General features: G+C 48.2%; 16 protein-coding genes and 1 tRNA gene. 4 read left to right on the top strand and 13 right to left on the bottom strand.

Annotated features, from left to right (window positions below):
* Window positions 1-225: 225 nt before the first annotated feature.
* Window positions 226-301 (bottom strand) — tRNA-Thr (locus B9Y59_RS03030).
* A gap of 306 nt (window positions 302-607) precedes the next feature.
* On the opposite strand from B9Y59_RS03030, the gene B9Y59_RS03025 reads away from it, so the two are divergent.
* Complete coding sequence (locus B9Y59_RS03025; protein WP_085531711.1) at window positions 608-988, top strand: helix-turn-helix domain-containing protein; 381 nt, start codon at window positions 608-610, stop codon at window positions 986-988.
* Between the two features lie 201 nt (window positions 989-1,189).
* On the top strand, window positions 1,190-1,780 hold the full coding sequence (locus B9Y59_RS03020) for a DUF4364 family protein (RefSeq protein WP_054323910.1): 591 nt from the start codon (window positions 1,190-1,192) through the stop codon (window positions 1,778-1,780).
* Here B9Y59_RS03020 and B9Y59_RS03015 read toward each other — a convergent pair.
* From B9Y59_RS03015 to secG, 5 genes are all read right to left on the bottom strand, one after another.
* Window positions 1,777-2,538: a copper homeostasis protein CutC gene (locus B9Y59_RS03015; RefSeq protein WP_085531709.1), complete on the bottom strand. Its 762-nt coding sequence runs from the start codon at window positions 2,536-2,538 to the stop codon at window positions 1,777-1,779. The genes B9Y59_RS03020 and B9Y59_RS03015 overlap by 4 nt on opposite strands.
* Before the next feature lie 113 nt (window positions 2,539-2,651).
* On the bottom strand, window positions 2,652-2,915 hold the full coding sequence (locus B9Y59_RS03010) for a pro-sigmaK processing inhibitor BofA family protein (protein ID WP_085531707.1): 264 nt from the start codon (window positions 2,913-2,915) through the stop codon (window positions 2,652-2,654).
* A gap of 178 nt (window positions 2,916-3,093) precedes the next feature.
* Window positions 3,094-3,372, bottom strand: a complete 279-nt coding sequence (locus B9Y59_RS03005) for a DUF2508 family protein (RefSeq protein ID WP_054323932.1) — start codon at window positions 3,370-3,372, stop codon at window positions 3,094-3,096.
* Between the two features lie 198 nt (window positions 3,373-3,570).
* The gene (gene rnr / locus B9Y59_RS03000; RefSeq protein WP_242967211.1) at window positions 3,571-5,784 is read right to left on the bottom strand and encodes a ribonuclease R; all 2,214 of its coding nucleotides are present in this window, start codon (window positions 5,782-5,784) and stop codon (window positions 3,571-3,573) included.
* Between the two features lie 138 nt (window positions 5,785-5,922).
* Window positions 5,923-6,171 (bottom strand): preprotein translocase subunit SecG, encoded by a 249-nt coding sequence (gene secG / locus B9Y59_RS02995; RefSeq protein ID WP_054323914.1) that lies wholly within the window; start codon window positions 6,169-6,171, stop codon window positions 5,923-5,925.
* Window positions 6,172-6,632: 461 nt separating this feature from the next.
* Here secG and B9Y59_RS02990 point away from each other — a divergent pair, with 461 nt between their 5' ends.
* A complete protein-coding gene (locus B9Y59_RS02990; protein ID WP_143255217.1) occupies window positions 6,633-7,163 on the top strand; it encodes a cysteine peptidase family C39 domain-containing protein in 531 nt (176 codons plus the stop codon).
* 33 nt (window positions 7,164-7,196) lie between these two features.
* Window positions 7,197-7,871: a hypothetical protein gene (locus B9Y59_RS02985; RefSeq protein ID WP_085531705.1), complete on the top strand. Its 675-nt coding sequence runs from the start codon at window positions 7,197-7,199 to the stop codon at window positions 7,869-7,871.
* Window positions 7,872-8,518: 647 nt separating this feature from the next.
* Here the strand turns inward: B9Y59_RS02985 and B9Y59_RS02980 are convergent.
* The 7 genes from B9Y59_RS02980 to rplI form a co-directional block, all read right to left on the bottom strand.
* On the bottom strand, window positions 8,519-10,753 hold the full coding sequence (locus B9Y59_RS02980) for a DNA gyrase subunit A (protein WP_085531703.1): 2,235 nt from the start codon (window positions 10,751-10,753) through the stop codon (window positions 8,519-8,521).
* A gap of 15 nt (window positions 10,754-10,768) precedes the next feature.
* A complete protein-coding gene (locus B9Y59_RS02975) occupies window positions 10,769-12,748 on the bottom strand; it encodes a DNA gyrase/topoisomerase IV subunit B (protein WP_085531701.1) in 1,980 nt (659 codons plus the stop codon).
* Window positions 12,749-12,941: 193 nt separating this feature from the next.
* On the bottom strand, window positions 12,942-14,861 hold the full coding sequence (ftsH, locus tag B9Y59_RS02970; protein ID WP_082402175.1) for an ATP-dependent zinc metalloprotease FtsH: 1,920 nt from the start codon (window positions 14,859-14,861) through the stop codon (window positions 12,942-12,944).
* 27 nt (window positions 14,862-14,888) lie between these two features.
* Window positions 14,889-15,428 (bottom strand): hypoxanthine phosphoribosyltransferase, encoded by a 540-nt coding sequence (hpt, locus tag B9Y59_RS02965; protein WP_054323918.1) that lies wholly within the window; start codon window positions 15,426-15,428, stop codon window positions 14,889-14,891.
* The gene (gene tilS / locus B9Y59_RS02960) at window positions 15,418-16,845 is read right to left on the bottom strand and encodes a tRNA lysidine(34) synthetase TilS (RefSeq protein ID WP_158088929.1); all 1,428 of its coding nucleotides are present in this window, start codon (window positions 16,843-16,845) and stop codon (window positions 15,418-15,420) included. Before tilS ends, hpt begins: the two co-directional genes overlap by 11 nt.
* Window positions 16,838-18,208, bottom strand: a complete 1,371-nt coding sequence (gene dnaB, locus B9Y59_RS02955; protein ID WP_085531697.1) for a replicative DNA helicase — start codon at window positions 18,206-18,208, stop codon at window positions 16,838-16,840. Before dnaB ends, tilS begins: the two co-directional genes overlap by 8 nt.
* 50 nt (window positions 18,209-18,258) lie before the next feature.
* Complete coding sequence (gene rplI, locus B9Y59_RS02950; RefSeq protein WP_085531695.1) at window positions 18,259-18,708, bottom strand: 50S ribosomal protein L9; 450 nt, start codon at window positions 18,706-18,708, stop codon at window positions 18,259-18,261.
* Window positions 18,709-18,743: the final 35 nt, after the last annotated feature.

The raw sequence follows: 18,743 nt of genomic DNA, 5'->3' as shown, positions 1-18,743 counted from the left end.
CTTCTTCTGAAAAACTAAAACCATATTAACCTTCTGTATTCTAAGGGAACCCTATATGATGGTAAAGAACGATTTTCCATCTTACACCTATGAGCGGCCAAGAATCTACATCGTCGCGTTACAAAACCATCTCTTTGCCGGGGAATTTCGGGCAAAACAGTTCCAACGTAGAATAACAATTCAGTAAAAACAAAAAGAGCCGAAATCAAATGATCTCGACTCTTTTGGAGCTGGTGAGCGGACTTGAACCGCTGACCTGCTGATTACGAATCAGCTGCTCTACCGACTGAGCCACACCAGCATAAAACTCCTATAACACTCCCTCTGGATGACCAATCTTCCAAAGGAATAAACCATTAATCAGCTACCGATATAAAGAACCATACAGCATCGCTGACTTTGATAGTATACAAAATTTTCAATGAAACGTCAAGAGTTTTACAAAAAATATTTGTCCATCCCATCAAGTTTCTTTAAAATCCGCGAATACTACCTCTATTATCTCTATATTCAGTGAAGATTATTGACATATTTATCCGAAAATCAAACAGTTATATTATAATATAGCATATAGATTCAGAATTTATAAGAAAGATGGGAATAGGCCTTGACGAACAAAAAGCTTTGCGAGAAGCTGCGCACTTTGCGGGAAAACAATGGTTTTAAACAGATGGAAATCGCGAAAATTCTAAATTGTTCTCGTTCCACCTATACTTACTATGAAACCGGCAAAACGACGCCTTCTATTTCTGTTTTAAAGCTGCTGGCAAAAATCTATAACGTCTCTTTGATGGAACTGTTGATGGATGAATCAGAGGCAGGACAGCTGCGTGATTCCAGCAGAGGGGATAGTTTTGATCATATCAAATATATTTACGATCTATCGGCCGACGAACGGATGTTAGTCGGAGTTTTCCGTTCTGCTTCACCAGAAGAACAGGAACAGATTCTTCAGAGCGCAAACGACATCTGTGGTCTGAAAAAATAAAACCCGCTCTTTCGTCTTGCAAGGTGCCGTGCCATATGTTAAACTAAAAGAGGAATTGTAAAAGTCAAAGCAAAATCATCCAGGCGGGATGAGTCGCTTTGACTTTTTTGTAACGCCTTTTGTGTGATAATTCCTCTCGCAACATTTGTGCGTACAGAACGGCTGTGTGTACCTTGCTAGGATAAAAGAGGAGGGTTTCTCATGGACTATGATGCTTTTACCGGAGGCGTGGAGCCGGGGGGACTCCGCACCAAAAATCAGATTCGTATATTGATCTGTTATCTGCTCTCCAGTGTAGATGCCCCTCTTTCCCGGCAAGACATCATTGGAATTATGCAGGACAATGGGCTGGCCAATTATTTTGAAGTGACGGACGCTTTGGCAGAACTCCTCGATAAGGGGAATATCACGGCTGATGCCGAGCACCCCGATCTGCTCTCTGCTACACGGCAGGCTCGTATGATTGCCAAACAGCTCGATGCAGCCGTTCCCCTCTCGGTACGTGAACGCGCAGTGTCTGCGGCTGTGAATCTGCTGGCAGCTGCCAAACGAGAACGTGAAAACAAAGTAGAGATCAATCGGACTGAACGTGGATATAATGTAACCTGTCATGTTTCTGGCGGCGACATGGAGCTGATGAGCTTTTCCCTCTATGTTCCAGACCTCTTTCAGGCGCGTATGGTGAAGCGCAATTTTCATCGTGCTCCACAGAATGTGTACCGGATGATGCTGGCGCTTGTCACAAATAATCGCGATATGGTTTCCGACCTTTTGAAGGAAATGAAAGGTTAAAGCTGATTCCCACTCAACTGCTCAAGGATACGCCGTGCAGCGGCGATCTCCTGTGCATCTGTTTCAAAAATCGTATATTCACTCATCATGGGCAGTCCCATGTGCACATCGGTTTTCCGATAGGCCATGGCACTGTCTTTCTCTTTTTTAGCCGAAAGGTGAAAACTTTTGGCTCCTGTCCGTGAAGCCAGTTCCGCAAGATTTTTGGCTTGAACCCCGCTTCCAACAAGAATATCCACTTTTCCCTCAGCAGCCTGTACCAGATCGTGCAGAAGATCTGCGCCGTCGAGAGCGCTGTCCTTTTGCCCAGAAGTTAGGATGGTGTCCACACCAATTTCTTTGGCCTCTCTCAGAGCGCGAAATGGCTCGACGCAAACATCAAAGGCACGATGCAATGTAAAATGACAAGTTCCACAAAGTTCGCGCACCTGTCTCATCCGTTCGAAATCCAAATGGCCATCCGGACGCAAAAAGCCTGTGACAATTCCATCTGCACCTGCCTGTACGAAGGCTTGAATATCCTCTTTCATTCCTTCAAACTCATCCGCAGAATAACAAAAATCTCCGAAACGCGGTCGAATCAGTACATGTACTCGCAAACCTGTACGCTTCTTGACCTGACGAAAAAAAGACAACCCTGGTGTCAGTCCTCCAATGACCAGGCCTGTACAGAGTTCTAAGCGGTCTGCTCCGCCCTGTTTAGCCGCTTCAGCAGACGCAAGACTATCTACACACGCCTCCAAAAGAAACTCCTTCATATGCAACCTCCCATGTATTTCTTTTTTCGATTGTATCATATCTATCCTTCAAAATCCAGTCAATCTCTTTTTATTTGACCTCCTTTAAAACCTCTTTGGAGCAAAGGCGCAATCTATACAAGGATTAAATTGAGCAGGAGCAAAAGTGTTACCCCAGGAATCCCCGCTACTCCTGATACTCCAATTGCAAGTGGACTCAACGGAATGGATACCCCTGTGAAAACACCCGTTAAATTGACCACCACCAGCGCACAAAGACCTATTGCAATTCCGCCAACTGCACGCTGTACCGGATGTGCCGCCCGTACAATTGCTTGCAAAAGGACCAAGAGCACAAAGATTCCCAATCCGATCAAAAGCATGTTCCAACTGTTCATTTTCCCATTCCCCTTTCCATATGCGGTTCTTCACCATCTGTTTTCTTCCGCGGAGATGCCTGTAGACAATCCCATCGTATAGACCACTGTATAAGCGGCTCTCCCCTTATACAAATTCATCGGATGTCTCTGGAAAACACCTGTAAAACAAGGGAAGGGACAAGCCCAAGCGATGGACTTATCCCTCTGCCCTCTTTGGTTGGAACGGCGCACAGCTGATTCCTTTGCGCCGTGCAGTCGCCAATAGATAGCGATACCGTGCCTGCAATGCCTCACGTTGATAAATGCATGCTTCGATCAGGTCTTCATTGCATTCCAACTCAAACCAAAGGTCGTTACAGGCCATAAGGCGCGCCACCTCCCGAATTTCTTCCAGGAGCTGCCGCTTCTCCTGATCCTGTTTTTTATCGGTCTCCCGGCTGTCTACACGTTGTATCAGTTTTAACACCGATTCCATATGCACACCACTTTCCATCCGCATCTATTCTGTGAGGGTCAAACTACGACAGATACCCTTACATGAATTCTCCGCGTGTATTTTTATTTTTATGTCAATATGGTGGGCATTTATTCCACGCTTTATACCAGATTCTAGAAAAACCACAAACAAAAAGCCCAAGTATCCTTCTAAAAAAGGAACCTTGGGCAAATACGCCTAATTGGCGCTAACCGCAGTATTTTCTACAGGAATGAAGTCTATCCGGCCGGTTGCTACATCTGCTGCAACTGCTTTTACTCTTAAAGTTTGGCCGATGGTCAGCTTCCGGCCTGTGGTTTCATCATATTGTGTAATCATCCCATCAAACGTAAAGTTTGCTCCTTCAAAGGAAGTAATCGGGACAAATCCCTCTACCGTGTTGGGCAATTCGACAAAAACTCCGCGCATGGTCACCCCGCTGATTACGCCGGTTTCTTCCTCTCCAAGATGTTGCCGCATATATTCCGCCATATAGCAGTCTTCTGCGCTTCTTTCTGCCGCCATCGCCCGGATTTCGCATTTAGATGAATTCGATGCAGCCTCACGCGAAAACTCTGTATAGTGCGCTGCAATTTCCTTGTCCTTTGCCAGGTATGCCGATAGGATCCGATGAATCGCAGTATCCGGATAGCGTCGAATCGGTGACGTGAAGTGGCAATAGTCCTCGAGGGCCAGCCCAAAATGACCAATCGGTTGTGTATCATATCGTGCCTTCGCCATAGTTCGGAGCAGCTGGTGGGAAATTACCTTTTGGGCTGGCTTTCCTTCCGCCTGTTCCATGATAGCAGCAAAATCGGCCGTTTTGACGCTTGTGCGATGCCGTAAACTTACAGGATTGAATCCCAAGGCGTTTACCAATTCTGCCAAAGAATCCACCCGGTCTGGATCCGGTTGTTCGTGAATTCGATACACAAAGGGAAGCTTTGCACTCTTTGCCAGCTTGGCAGCAGCTTGGTTGGCAGTAATCATTAACTGCTCAATCATCTGCTCTGCCTCCCCACTCACACGGGGTTGTACATCGATACAGACGCCATTCTCATCCAATACAAAGCGCGACTCCACACTGTCTAAATCTACCGTTCCATTCCGCTTTGCGCGCGCTTTAAGAACCTCCGCAAGTTCCCTTGCCGCGTGCAAAGAGCGGATAACCGGCGAATATTTTTTGCGCAATGCCTTATCGGCTGTTCCATCAAAAAGCTGGTTGACTTCGGAGTAGACGCCGCGCACCTTGGACTGAATCACGCTTTTGCGGAACCGATAGGAAAGAATTGTCCCCTGTTTGTCCAATTCAATGATGGCTGAAAATGTGAGCTTATCTTCCCCTGCGTTGAGGGAACACACCCCATTGCTCAATGCTTCGGGCAACATTGGAATGACGCGATCCGCAAAGTAGACCGACGTTCCTCTCTCCTGTGCCTCACGGTCCATTGCACTGCCAGCTTTTACATAGTGGGATACATCCGCAATATGCACGCCTAAGCGGTAACCCAATCGGGTGCGGCTGACAGAAATAGCATCGTCCAAATCTTTTGCGTCTGCACCGTCAATCGTACAAATGCTTGTTCCGCGCAAGTCCAAGCGCCCTTTGAGATCCTTATCCGTAATCTTGGCTTTTCGAATCTTTTCTGCCTCTGCCAGAACTTCCTTCGGAAACTCGGTTCGAATTCCGTTTTGATCAATAATTGCATCTGCGCAGATCTTTGCGCGGTCTGAACTGCCATAAGTTTTCATCACACGAGCGGTCAGCCGGTCCGTCCCGGGAATCCGACGAATTTCTGCTTGCGCCTTGACCAGTGGACGTAGATGCTGCAAGCTCTTTTTTTCCAAGGGAAGATGATAACGGATCGCTTCATCCGGCGCAAATTCCAGCCCACTTTCTCCCTCTACCAGTGTGCCCGTGAGTAAGCGGCTCGCCTTTTCCGTAATTTGTTCCACGTCAGCCGAAAGCCCGCGTTCGCTGCGCTCCAGGTGATTTAATACAACCGTATCTCCAAGAAACGCCGATTTTAAGTGGTCTGCATGGATGAATAGATCTTCCCCACCATCCTCCGGGCGGGCAAAAGCAAACCCCTTGCTCAGAGAGACAATGACAGCCTTCTTAACACCGTCGATTTTTTCAACGGGACCGCGCAATTTTTCTCGCAAGGCACTCCCCAACGGCTGCTTTCCTCTTTTCGAATTAGAACGCTTTTTTCGAGCCGACGGATCAGCTGGGCGAATTCGATGTTTTTTATTGATTTTTACAAGCCCTTGCTGTTGCAGCTGATCCAACGCTTGATAAAACAGCTTTGCATCCTTGACCCGTAATTTTTTCATTAAACTACGCGAAGTAAACGCCTGGGGCATCTTCTGCACAAATTTTAAAATCTGATCCTTCATTTCTTCCAACATTCTTAATACTCCTGTTCCGCCTTCTGCGGCACTTCTCAACGAAAATTCTTCCCGATTCCTACACAAATTATTGCTTTTCTTTCCGATTCTTTGCAGAAAAAAGCCCCGCTTAGAAAGCGGGGCTTTTTACGTTTTGATTTACGGGGCAAAAAATACAAGCGCATTCAGGCCAATGACCAGGAGAAAGAAACCTACTGCAATCACCTTTGTCCACCGGGCAAGAAATGCGTCCACTGTACGAGCCTGATTCTTCGCAAGAAATGTATCCGCACCGCCTGTAATTGCTCCGAGTCCCGCCTGATGGCCTTCCTGCAACAAAACAACGATGATGATAGCAACGGAGAACAAGGCCAAAACGACCCCCAAAACAATTTGCCAAACGCCCATAGCGCACCTCCGAAAATTGAATTGGGACGATTCACCCAATCCGCTTTTAGCTTAGAATATAATAGCACAAAAAGGGCCTCATTGCAAGCATCTTTTCATCAAGGTATCCTTTTAAACCAAACAAATCTATATTTCTCACATATTCTTTACAAATTTTGTTTTAAGTAATTTCAAATCTGTAATTTTTATTGACAAACTCAAATTTAATTATATATTCTAAAAATAGGCCATATAGGAAGGTGGTCCCATTGCGGCTATCCATATTACATTTTATTATTATAATCATTTATATTTCTAATTTAAAGCAGAAGCTCTATCGCACTTAAATTTTTTCTCTTCTCTTATTACACATATTACTTGTAACTACGATTTCCCTACCAGTTTCTGCTACGCCAAGTCAGACAACAGGTCCAATTTCCTTAGATGATGATCCCTTACCTCCCAGTACGGCAGAAATTCAAGTGGCAACAGCAAGAGGACAACGGTTACTTCGCACAAGAGCTCGTGGAGAAATCTCTATAAAACGCTGGCAGCAAAGCGGCCAATCGTATAGCAACGACCTCACGCAAACGCAGAATGTTCCCATAGGAACTTATGGCTGCACATGGACAAGCTTCACAATGATAGCAAACTATTTAAGAGGACTCGATTATAACCCTGGTCAGGTACATAAAATTGTCGCCAATTACGCCTGTCCTTTCGATTATGAACAAGCGGGAAGCCGTTGCAGCTTAACATTAGATTTACATGATCGCTCCCGAACGTATACGACTGCACAATTAGCGCCAATTGTTGCAGACTCTATCAGTAATAAAAAAAGGCCCGTAATGATTGGTATGGCCAAAGGGAATGACACTCATTTCGTTGTAGCTTATGCATACAGCGGGGAACTGATTTATATCAAAGATCCCGCTTTTTATAACGATCCCACCCTCCAAGACTACATGAACCAGGGATCTATCATCCATAGGGTGTATAGTTACCAATATTAACTCTCCATGGTCGATCTTGAAAGGAGGCCTTTTATGAGAAAACGCTACTGTCTATTTTCCGCAGTTTTATTCGTATTGATTCTTTGTGCTTGCACCAACCATGAAAACCTCCCAACATCGGTTACGGATAACTCTGCTCTTAACTCTTCCAGCCAAAGTACGGAGCTTTCGCAATCCTCGGAATCTTTGCCCACTGACTTTTCAGCAGAATATGCCAGAATTGTCAAAGGTTATTCCCTCATGGACATTGGACTAGAGGTGGACACATCAAAAACGTTTCAAGATCCCAACCGCAATGCCGACGGCCTCTGGGGCGCAGAGCACACAGCCATCTCTGAATATTGGAACAACGGCGAATTTTATGGAAATGCAACCCGCATCCATGTGGACACCTCTGAACGGGTCGTCGACTTTGAGCCCCAGGTGATGTACCTTCTACAATGCTTTCAAAAAGACGAACTGGTCGATGGAGCCTACGTTTTTTTGAAGGAACAGGCGGTTCCCACCGAAGAAATCCGAGAAACCTGCCTTCTGGAAAAAGACGGCTATCTCATCTGTGATGTCACAAGATTCCTTTATCCGGACAAAAGCTTCGAAGAGCGAATTCAAGAGCGAGAAAAAACGTTTCCCGATTATGATTTCCGTTGGGCGTTGTCGGTCTATGATTACGTCTCAGAAAACCTGTCCAATTTGATCGTCCCGGCTTGATGAAACCGATCTCCATACTTACCCTCTGCATGGAGGGTGACATCATTTAGAGTATCCAGTAACATCTCCTGATAATATTTCAATCCACACCCTCCGCATGGAGGGTAACACATCTATACAACCGGGGACATTGCACTTTTAGATTTCAATCCACACCCTCTGCATGGAGGATGACTGACACGCTGGAAATGTTCGCCCGCAATGGAGCTTTTCAATCCATACCCTCTGCATGGAGGGTGACAAGTTCCGCTTGGGTTTTGACAATTTGCGATTCATCCTTTCAATCCACACCCTCCGCATGGAGGGTTACCTAACGCCTCCCGTTTCTCCGCTTCGATCACTCCGTCATTTCAATCCACACCCGATTGGAACCAAAGACAGAAGATGTATAAGTCTATATGGATTTGGACAATCTAACAAAGGACTTCCGGAATGCATGCGTTTGCCGTTTCGGAAACCGCATTGGGCGCTGGCGGCTATTGGCCGTTGGCGCCCTTTTGCCGTGTATAGAACTGTTTTAAGCAAAGCATAACAGAAATCTGAAACGCTTCTGTTTATACCACACCATTCCATGTATTTTCCGGGTATACCGCACGTTTACTTTTTCTAAATACAAATATCCCATTCCTATGGCATTTGACAAAGAATTATCCGAATGTCATCTGTTCTCCTTCGGATTCTTCCGGAGTGGGCAATGCCCCCAACGCTGGGATGTTTTTCCGATAGCGATCTGGCTTTTTGAGCATTCCCTCTACATAGGGGACGGCTCTCAACAGCCGTCCACCTTTGCGAAGGGTCATTGCTGCGACGCCCTGGGTATTGCGCGTTGTCTTTGGTTGAACAGCGCCCGTGTGCATCAAAAGCATTCGTCCTTGTGCGCTGGCAAGCAGAAACTCACAATCCTCCTGTATATAGGCAATGGATGCCGCTGGGGACTTATCGCTATAAGCTCCAAGCAATTTACGGCGGTTGGTCTTTGTTGCATAGGAATCCATACTGACCTTTGCAACCTTTCCATTTTCAAAGAAGAACAGCATATAACCGCTGTAATCCTTCGTCACCGCCATATACAGCGCATTTTCACCTTCATCCATTCCGAGTTTCGCAGGGATGTATTCTCCCAGAACACTCGCTTTGGTATCTCCAAAGTCGGAAGCCTTCGCCTTATACACCTGTGCTTTGTCTGTAAAGAACAGCAAGTCCACATTGTTTGTGCTCTCTAACTGTTGAACAATCATATCGCCCTCTTTCAACTTTTGTTCGCCGCTCATGCGAAGCGACTGGGGCGTAATCTTTTTAAAATAACCATCGCGAGTGAAGAAGAGATGCACCGGATAGTCTGGAATCTCCTCTTCTTCCTGGTATTCCTCCAACTCATCGGAATAAATGAGCATGGTTCGGCGTGGCTGTCCATATTGCTTGGCGACAGCCTGTAACTCTTTGATAATGATTCCTTGAACCTTTGCCTTGCTGTCCAGGATTCCTTGAAGTTGAGCGATGTCTTTTTCGAGCTGGTCAACCTCTTCCGTTCGTTTGAGGATGTATTCCCTGTTGAGATGGCGCAGCTTGATTTCTGCCACATACTCTGCTTGCACTTCGTCAATTCCAAAGCCGATCATCAGATTCGGCACGACCTCGGTTTCCTCTTCTGTATTTCGTACGATGGACACCGCCTTGTCAATATCCAAGAGAATCGCTTGTAGTCCCTTGAGCAAATGAAGTTTGTCACGTTTCTTGCTCAAATCAAAATGTGTGCGGCGGCGTACACACTCGATGCGAAACGCAGTCCACTCCTGCAGAAGCTCTCCCACCCCCAACACACGCGGAACCCCCGCAATCAATACATTAAAATTGCAGGAGAAACTGTCTTCCAGGGGTGTAAGCTTATAAAGACGCTGCATCAGACGGTCCGGATCGACGCCGCGTTTTAAGTCTACGGTGATCTTCAACCCATCAAGCCCGGTCTCATCGCGGATATCTGAAATCTCCTTGAGTTTGCTATGCTTAACCAGATCCACAACCTTTTCTACAATGGCCTCTACCGTGGTTGTGGGAGGAATTTGCGTAATATCGATGCAGTTGGCCGATTTATCATAGCTATATCGCGCGCGCACTCGGAAACTACCGCGCCCAGTTCGGTAAATCTCTTGTACTGCCTTGGCATCGTAGACCAACTGTCCCCCTCCGGGAAAATCCGGCGCCAACAAAGTGGAAGAAATGTCATGGTCCGGATCGCGCATCTGCGCGATGGTCGTCTGGCAAACCTCCGCTAAATTGAACGGGCAGATGGAGCTCGCCATACCAACCGCAATGCCGGTATTTGCATTGACCAGAACGGACGGAAAGCTTGCAGGCAGTAGAGTGGGCTCTTTCAGCGTATTGTCGTAGTTGTCGACAAAGTCCACCGTATCCTTATCAATATCGCTGAAGAGTTCTTTGCAAAGGTCATCCAGGCGTGCTTCCGTATAACGCGAAGCCGCCCAGGCCATATCCCTGGAATAGAACTTTCCAAAGTTTCCCTTGGAATCAATATATGGATGGAGCAGTGCCTCATAACCGCGGCTCAATCGCACCATCGTATCATAAATTGCCGCATCGCCGTGCGGGTTTAACTTCATCGTCTGTCCCACAATGTTTGCTGATTTGGTGCGGGTCGGGCCCAGTAACCCCATTTTGTACATGGTATACAGGAGCTTTCGATGCGCAGGCTTAAAGCCGTCGATCTCTGGAATTGCACGTGAGAGGATGACACTCATCGCGTAGGGCATATAATTTTCTTCCAGCGTCCTTGTAATGCGCTGCTCTACCACCTCGCCCGCTCCTTCGATCACGCCGTTGGCCTTTGGACGGGCCTGGGGTGGGTCCTTACGTTTTTTTGGCATCTGTTCTCCCCCTCCTTAGCTTACATCCGCTGTGTCGATGTAGCGGTATCCATTCTCCGCAATGAAATCCTTTCTCCCAGAGAGATTATCCCCCAAAAGGAGGTCAAACATCTCCGCTGTTCGCGCCGCATCCTCCGGCATAACCTTAATCAAACGGCGCGTTTCCGGATTCATTGTGGTCAGGTTCATCATATCCGGTTCATTTTCACCCAAGCCTTTGGAGCGCTGGATGGTATACTTTTTCCCCTCCAATTGTTTGAGGAAATCGTCCTTCTCCTTCTCGGTATAGGCAAAATACGTCTCACTTTTGGTTGTGATTTCAAATAGGGGCGATTCTGCGATAAATACCTTTCCTACATTGATGAGGGTCGGCGTCAGACGGTACAGCATCGTTAACAAAAGCGTGCGAATCTGAAACCCATCCACATCCGCATCTGTACAAAGAATCACCTTATTCCAGCGCAGGAGGGAAAGGTCGAAGGTCGAAAGCTCTTTGTTTGCCTTTGCTTTTACTTCCACACCACACCCCAAAACTTTTAACAGGTCTGTGATAATCTCACTCTTAAAGATCTTATCATAATCCGCCTTTAGACAATTCAAAATTTTGCCTCGAATCGGCATGATCGCCTGAAAATTGGGGTCGCGCGCCTGTTTACATGCCCCTAACGCGGAATCTCCCTCCACGATAAAAATCTCACGTTCACTTGCATCGCGGCTGCGGCAATCCACAAATTTTGCCACACGGCTGGTGACATCCATGGTGCTGGTGAGTTTTTTCTTGATATTCAGGCGGGTTTTTTCTGCATCTTCACGACTGCGCTTGTTAATCAACACCTGTGCAGCAATCTTGTCCGCTTCCATGGGGTTTTCAATAAAATAGATCTCCAGCTGATGGCGGAGCATCTCCGTCATCGCCTCCTGAATGCCCTTGTTGGTGATCGCCTTTTTCGTCTGATTCTCATAGGAAGTCTGGTTTGAAAAGGAGGAAATAACCAACACCAAACAGTCCTCTACATCTGCAAAGGTAATCTTGCTTTCATTTTTATTGTATTTCCCTGTTTGCTTCAGGTAAGCGTCGATCTGATAGACAAATGCATTTCGAACCGCCTTATCCGGTGCCCCGCCATGTTCCAACCAACTGGAATTGTGGTAATATTCAATCTGTCTATTGCGATTGGAAAAGGCAACCGCCACATTGATTTTTGTGCGGTATTCCGCCTTGTCGGCGCGATCACGGACTTTGCGCTCTGTCTGCCAGAACTGTACGGAAGTCAGTGCATCCTCTCCAACAATTTCTTTTACATGGTCGACAATTCCATTTTGATACAGGAATTCCGTCGTTTCAAACTTACCGTTCACCTGATTGCGAAAAACAAACTTGATGCCGTCATTCACAATCGCTTGACGTTTAATGATGTCTAAATAGTAGTCCACAGGGATATGGATGTCTGTAAAAACCTGTATGTCCGGCTTCCAGTGGATTTTGGTCCCTGTGACCTTTCCATTATAAGGCTCCTTTTTCAATCCGCCGATGTTCTCTCCACGTTCAAAATGCAGAGTGTATCGGAAGCCATCCCGGCAGACTTCCACGTCCATGTATTCCGAAGCATATTGCGTGGCACACAGCCCTAGACCATTTAACCCCAACGAATATTCGTAACTCTCTGCGGAAGCATTGTTATATTTGCCGCCCGCATACAGCTCGCAAAAAGCCAACTCCCAATTGTAACGCTGTTCCTTGGGATTGTAGTCTACCGGGCATCCGCGCCCGCGATCAATCACCTCAACTGAGTCGTCGGCAAAACGGGTGATTGTGATCTCCTTGCCATATCCTTCGCGTGCTTCATCAATGGAGTTCGATAAAATTTCAAAGATCGAATGCTCACATCCCTCGATTCCATCCGAGCCAAAGATTACTGCCGGACGGCGGCGGACACGGTCCGCGCCTTTCAGGGAAGAGATGCTCTCATTGCCGTAAACCGGTTTTTTTGCCATTTCTCTGCTCTCTCCTCAAACTTTCATAAAGCCAAATCATATACAATACGTAATTATATGCCAAAACAATACATTTTGCAAATAAATTTGCTTGGTTCGGTTTGGCAAAAAAAGGACGCTGCACAATGCAAATTCTGCATTGGCAGCGACCCCTTGACACATACAATCTATAGGCCAAAACGATAGACGAAAATCAGTGTTTATCTGTATCGAAATCGCTGGCGAACGAAGCAGGTTCCTGCGGCTGTTCCTCAGGATACTGATAAGTACCCTCCATCACAGCCCGGAACTCCTCACCACTCATCTTTTCATTATGGAAAAGGAATTCGGCCACCTCGTGCAGTTGATCCATATGCTCGGTCAGGATTCGTTCCGTCTTGTGGTAAGCATCCTCCACCAACATTTTGATCTCATTGTCAATCGCGGAGGCGGTCTCTTCGGAATAGTTTCGGATATGTCCCATATCGCGGCCGAGGAACGGTTCGCTGTCATCCGTACCGTATTGGATTGGCCCCAGCTTTTCGCTCATACCATATTTTGTCACCATGGACCGGGCGACTTTTGTGGCGCGCTCAATATCGTTGGACGCGCCTGTAGAGATGTCGTCCAGCGTCAAGGCTTCTGCGACGCGGCCTCCCAGGAGCACCACCAGGTCCTCCTTCATCTCTTTGCGAGACTGATAAGAGCGATCCTCCGTAGGCAGATGCATGGTATACCCTCCCGCCATGCCACGCGGGATAATGGAAATTTGATGCACCGGGTCCTGCGTGGGGCAATAATAGGTCGCCACAGCATGGCCAGCCTCATGGTTCGCTGTCAGCCTCTTTTCGTGGTCTGTCATCACATGGCTCTTCTTCTCTGTTCCCACTACAACCTTAATGGTAGCTTCCTCGATCTCTGCCATAGTGATCGCCTTCAGATTCCGCCGCGCTGCCAACAGAGCTGCTTCATTCAACAGGTTTTCCAAGTCCGCGCCGGTAAAACCCGCCGTAGACTTGGCAATCGTTTTGAGTTCAACGTCTGGCGCAAGCGGCTTTCCGCGTGCATGAACCTTGAGGATTTCCTCACGGCCCTTAATGTCGGGATAGCTGACCACCACCTGGCGGTCAAAACGGCCGGGGCGCATCAAAGCGGGGTCCAAAACATCCGGGCGGTTTGTCGCTGCAATCATAATTACGCCTTCGTTCGCGCCAAAACCGTCCATTTCCACCAGCAATTGGTTCAATGTCTGCTCGCGCTCATCGTGGCCGCCGCCCAATCCTGCGCCGCGCTGACGGCCTACCGCATCAATCTCATCGATAAAAATGATACAGGGAGAGTTCTTCTTCGCCTGTTCAAACAGATCGCGTACACGGGATGCACCGACGCCGACAAACATCTCCACGAAATCGGAACCCGATATGGAGAAAAACGGCACCCCCGCTTCCCCTGCAACCGCGCGGGCCAGCAAGGTTTTACCAGTACCAGGAGGGCCCACCAGCAGGACACCTTTCGGAATTCTTGCGCCGAGTTCGTTGTACTTTTTCGGGTTCTTTAGGAATTCCACGATCTCCCGCAGTTCTTCCTTTTCCTCATCCGCACCTGCCACATCGGCAAAGGTCGTCTTCCTCTTTTCGTCGGCCATCTGTTTGATTTTGGCCTTGCCAAAATTCATCTGCTTGCCGGCATCCCCCATGGTCGAGTTCAGGCGCTTCATCATGAACCACCAAAGGAAAACTCCCAACCCCAATACCACCAACATCGGCAGCATACTCACAAGCCAGGAAGTCTCCGGCGCCCGCTGTATGTCGCGTTTCATCCGCGCATTGCCCGGATGGTCAGCATTGTATTCATCTACATAGGGCTGAATCTCCTGCAACAGGTATGCTGAATTTGGCGCTGTATAATTGATGATGGACTTTTTCTCATCGTCGAGCTGAAGGCGCATTTCGCCTGTACCCATATTGATCGAGAATGCGGTCACCTGCTGATCTTCAAAGTAGCTGACAATGTCCGAATAGACATAGCTCTTTTCCGTCGGACGGCTACTAAACAGCATACCAATCACCAAAAACAGCGCAATCGGAATGCCAAGATAGATCAGCAGGCGTTTCATTTTGTCTCTATTGTCCAAGTTATCCACTCCTTCACAGAGGGACGGTCAGCCGCCGTACACCTCCGGCTTTAAAATGCCCACAAAGGGAAGATTCCTATATCTCTCATCATAATCCAGTCCGTAGCCAACAATAAAGGCATCCGGAACGGTTGTGCCAACATAGTCTGCGGTTATGTCTACGGTGCGCCGCTCCGGCTTATCGAACAGCGTGCACAGCCGGATGCTCCGGGGGCCGCGAGATTGCAGGAGCTCCAGTATGTAACTCAGCGTCATACCGCTGTCGAGGATGTCCTCTACCACCAGCAGGTCATATCCAGCCAACGGAATATCCAAATCCTTGACGATCTTAACCACCCCAGAGGTTTTTACGCCGGAACCGTAACTCGACACCGACATAAAATCCACGCGGCATGGGATGGTAATCGCACGCATCAGATCTGCCATAAAGACAACGGACCCTTTTAAGACGCTCACCATCAACAAATTTTTGTCCTTGTAATCTTCACTGATTTGTTTTCCGATACGCTGGACAATGTTCGCCAGGTATTCTTCGCTAAAAAGCACCTCTTTGATGTCATTGACCATGATCTACCCGTTCCTTTCTGATATCATTTACCCGAAGTATCTGCGATTCCGAATCCTCTTTGGCGTTCGTGACCGTAATCAGGAGCACCTGTTCCGCATGATTCGGAACCCGGGCATGTTCAGAGGGGCCGAAGCCCTCCATCCATACGATTTCCTTCCCATCGTCCAATAAAAGTACGCGGTCCCGCAGTAGCGGCTCAATCTTCGCCTCGTTGAACAACTTCTTCAACGATTTTGTGACACCGCGGCCCGCCGGGCGGAAATGATCTCCCGCCCGCCGATTTCGAAAGAACAGTGTAGTTGTAATTGTATCATAGTTGATACAATTATGAAATAACAAATTTTTAAATTTATTCTGGTTCTCTATGTCTTTCTTGTGGATTTTTCTTAAAGTCACGCAACGACCGTCCGGTAAAGGAATCGTTCCTTCTTGTGCAGGCAAAGTCCAAGGGGAAACCGGCCTCTGCGCCACAAAGAGAGTATTGCCCTGCACGACGAGTTGTATTCCACCCGGTGTGCTCAAACCGCCATGCCCTGTACGGACTACAACCGCTGCATGTTCCAAGTGCTGACTTTCCGGTTGCACACCTCCTACGCACTGAATCACATGTTCCAGAGCGCGGACAAGAACCGGCATGGGCAGTCCAGCCAAAATATCTCGCCTGTAACCGTAGTCCGTCTTCGCCCGCCGAAGAGCCTGTTCAGCCTCCTCTTGCAGATATTGCTCATCCCGTGAAATGCGCTCGACCATCCCAGCAATCCCCTGTACAAACGCAGGATTGATGGATTCAAGTACAGGCACTACATCCAAACGAATTCGATTGCGAGCGAATATCCGCTCCTCGTTCGTCTGATCGGTCACATAGGGAAGGCGGTAAAACCGGCAATAGGCTTCCACCTGTTCCCGTGTGATGCGCAAAAAGGGCCGGACGATCTTGCCCCGCACGGGGGGAATCCCACTCAAGCCACGCAGGCCTGCGCCACGGGTCAAATGCAACAACACCGTCTCCACCTGATCCGAGAGGGTGTGCGCAGTAGCGATACGGTCTGTTTCAAGGTTTGCCAATTCCCGAAAAAAAGCATAGCGGACTTCGCGTCCGCATTCTTCCAGTCCCATTCCACGCTCCTGCGCCAAACGCTTTACATCGGCGTGTAAGACGCGCAGGGGAATTCGATTCTCCTGGCACCAGAGCCGCACCGCCTCTTCATCTCGATTGGCATCTTTCCCGCGCAAGCCGTGATTCACATGGGCAGCCAATACCGTTTGATCGGTATGATATATGAGAAAATGGGTAAGCGCCATCGAGTCGGCTCCTCCAGACAGACCAACAATCACCCTGCCCTTTTGTGGAAACATACCGAACGCAGCGATTACCCCTTTGATTTGTTCAAAAATTTGCTGCATGTCCTCATTCACGGCGCAGCACCTCCTGCGCGGTAAAGCGCATAAACTCACCCTGCCAATGCAGTGGAACCGTCTTTGTCTCGCCATGGCGGTTCTTCGCAATAATACACTCGCCGCTGTTGCGGTCCTCCGATTCGCCCGGCGCATCCGCGCCAGCATAGTAATCCTCTCGATACAGGAACAGGACAATGTCCGCATCCTGTTCAATGGAACCGGAATCGCGCAGGTCTGAAAGCATTGGACGGTGCGTTGTGCGCTGTTCGCTCGCACGGGAAAGCTGAGACAGCGTCAGCACAGGGACATTTAGCTCCTTCGCCATGATTTTCAAATTTCGTGTGATCTCCGAGATCTCCTGTACTCGATTACCATCTCCACTTCGCTTTGTGGAACCGGACATCAACTGCAAATAGTCGATCACCACAAGATCTACATCTTTCAGGCGGCGCAATTTTGCCTTCATCTCTGGAACCGTGATCCCCGAGCTGTCGTCAAAAAACATCTGTGTCTTAGAGAGAATGTCTCCGCCTTCGATCAAACGAACCCACTCCTCCTCGGTCAGCTTGCCTGTGCGCAGTTTTGTGCCGCCCACAAGCGCTTCCGTGGAGAGCAGACGCGATACCAACTGTTCCTTGGTCATTTCCAGAGAAAAGAAGGCGACACGCTTGTCCGCCTTAACCGCAGCATGGCGTGCAATATTCAGCGCAAAGCTTGTTTTACCCATACCAGGGCGAGCCGCCAGCAGGATTAAGTCCGATCGGTTGAGGCCGGTGATGGTATCATCCAGCTCTTTGATTCCAGTGGGCACCCCTTTGTATTGGTCGCTGTCCGGTGAATTCAACAAATCCAAACGGTCGAGTGTCTGGATGATGATCTCGTCGATCCGTTGCAGACCCTGCATGTTTTTCCCCCGACGGATATCAAAGATCCTCTGCTCCGCAGAATCTAAAAGCGTCGTAGCATCCGCGGTGCCGTCTGCCGCCTCTTCTATGATCTCCCGCGCCGTGACAATCAGCGTGCGAATGTCATATTTATCGCGGACAATCCGAGCATATGACTCTACATTGCTGATGGATGGAACAATCTGTGCAAGTTGTAACAGGTATGTCTTTCCACTCGCCTCGTCAAATTCTCGGCTCTCCTTGAGCTTTTCCAACACTGTGACAAAGTCCACCGGTTTCCCCAAGGTAAACATGTCCAGCATCGCACCGTAAATCAGACCATTGTTGGTTTGATAAAAATAATCGGGCCGCGGTAAAATCTCCGCCACACGATCCAGACAGGAGGAATCCAACAGGATGGCGCCCAGCACGGACTGTTCCGCTTCTGGGCTAAACGGCAAATTCAAGGCGCTATAACCCGTTGAAAAACTGTCCATCCTGCAAAGACCTCCTCTTCAAACACCTTTATAATTGAGAAAAACAGCGCTTATTCCGCCTCGGAAACCACCGCATAAATCTTTGTGCTAATTCCTGTGTAAAGCTTGATGACGCACTCATATGTGCCAAAAGCTTTGATGTCTCCGTCGATTTCGATCTTTCTCTTGTCAATATCGATATGATAGACTTTCTTAATCTCTTCTGCTATTTCCTTTGCCGTCACAGAGCCAAACAGGCGTCCACCCTGGCCGCCCTTAGCATACAATTTGACGCTTTTTCCCTCCAACTTTTCCGCCGCGGCATTGGCGTTGGCAATGTCCACTTCGATTTTGTGCGCTTTGGCAGCTTCTGCATTTTTCAATTCATTCATGGCCTGTGCATTGGCCTCCTTGGCCAACTTGCGTGGAAACAAAAAATTGCGAGCGTAGCCATCCGACACACTGACAAGCTCGCCCTTCTTTCCCGTTCCTTTGATATCTTGAAGCAATACGACTTTCATAGTTATTTCCTCCATAGCAAAAACTTTATTCCGGC

The organism is Anaeromassilibacillus sp. Marseille-P3371 (genome assembly GCF_900169665.1).
Taxonomy (GTDB): Bacteria; Bacillota; Clostridia; order Oscillospirales; family Acutalibacteraceae; genus Anaeromassilibacillus.
The sequence above is the reverse complement of the archived record's forward strand: the minus strand, read 5'-3'. Positions and strand labels throughout refer to the sequence as shown.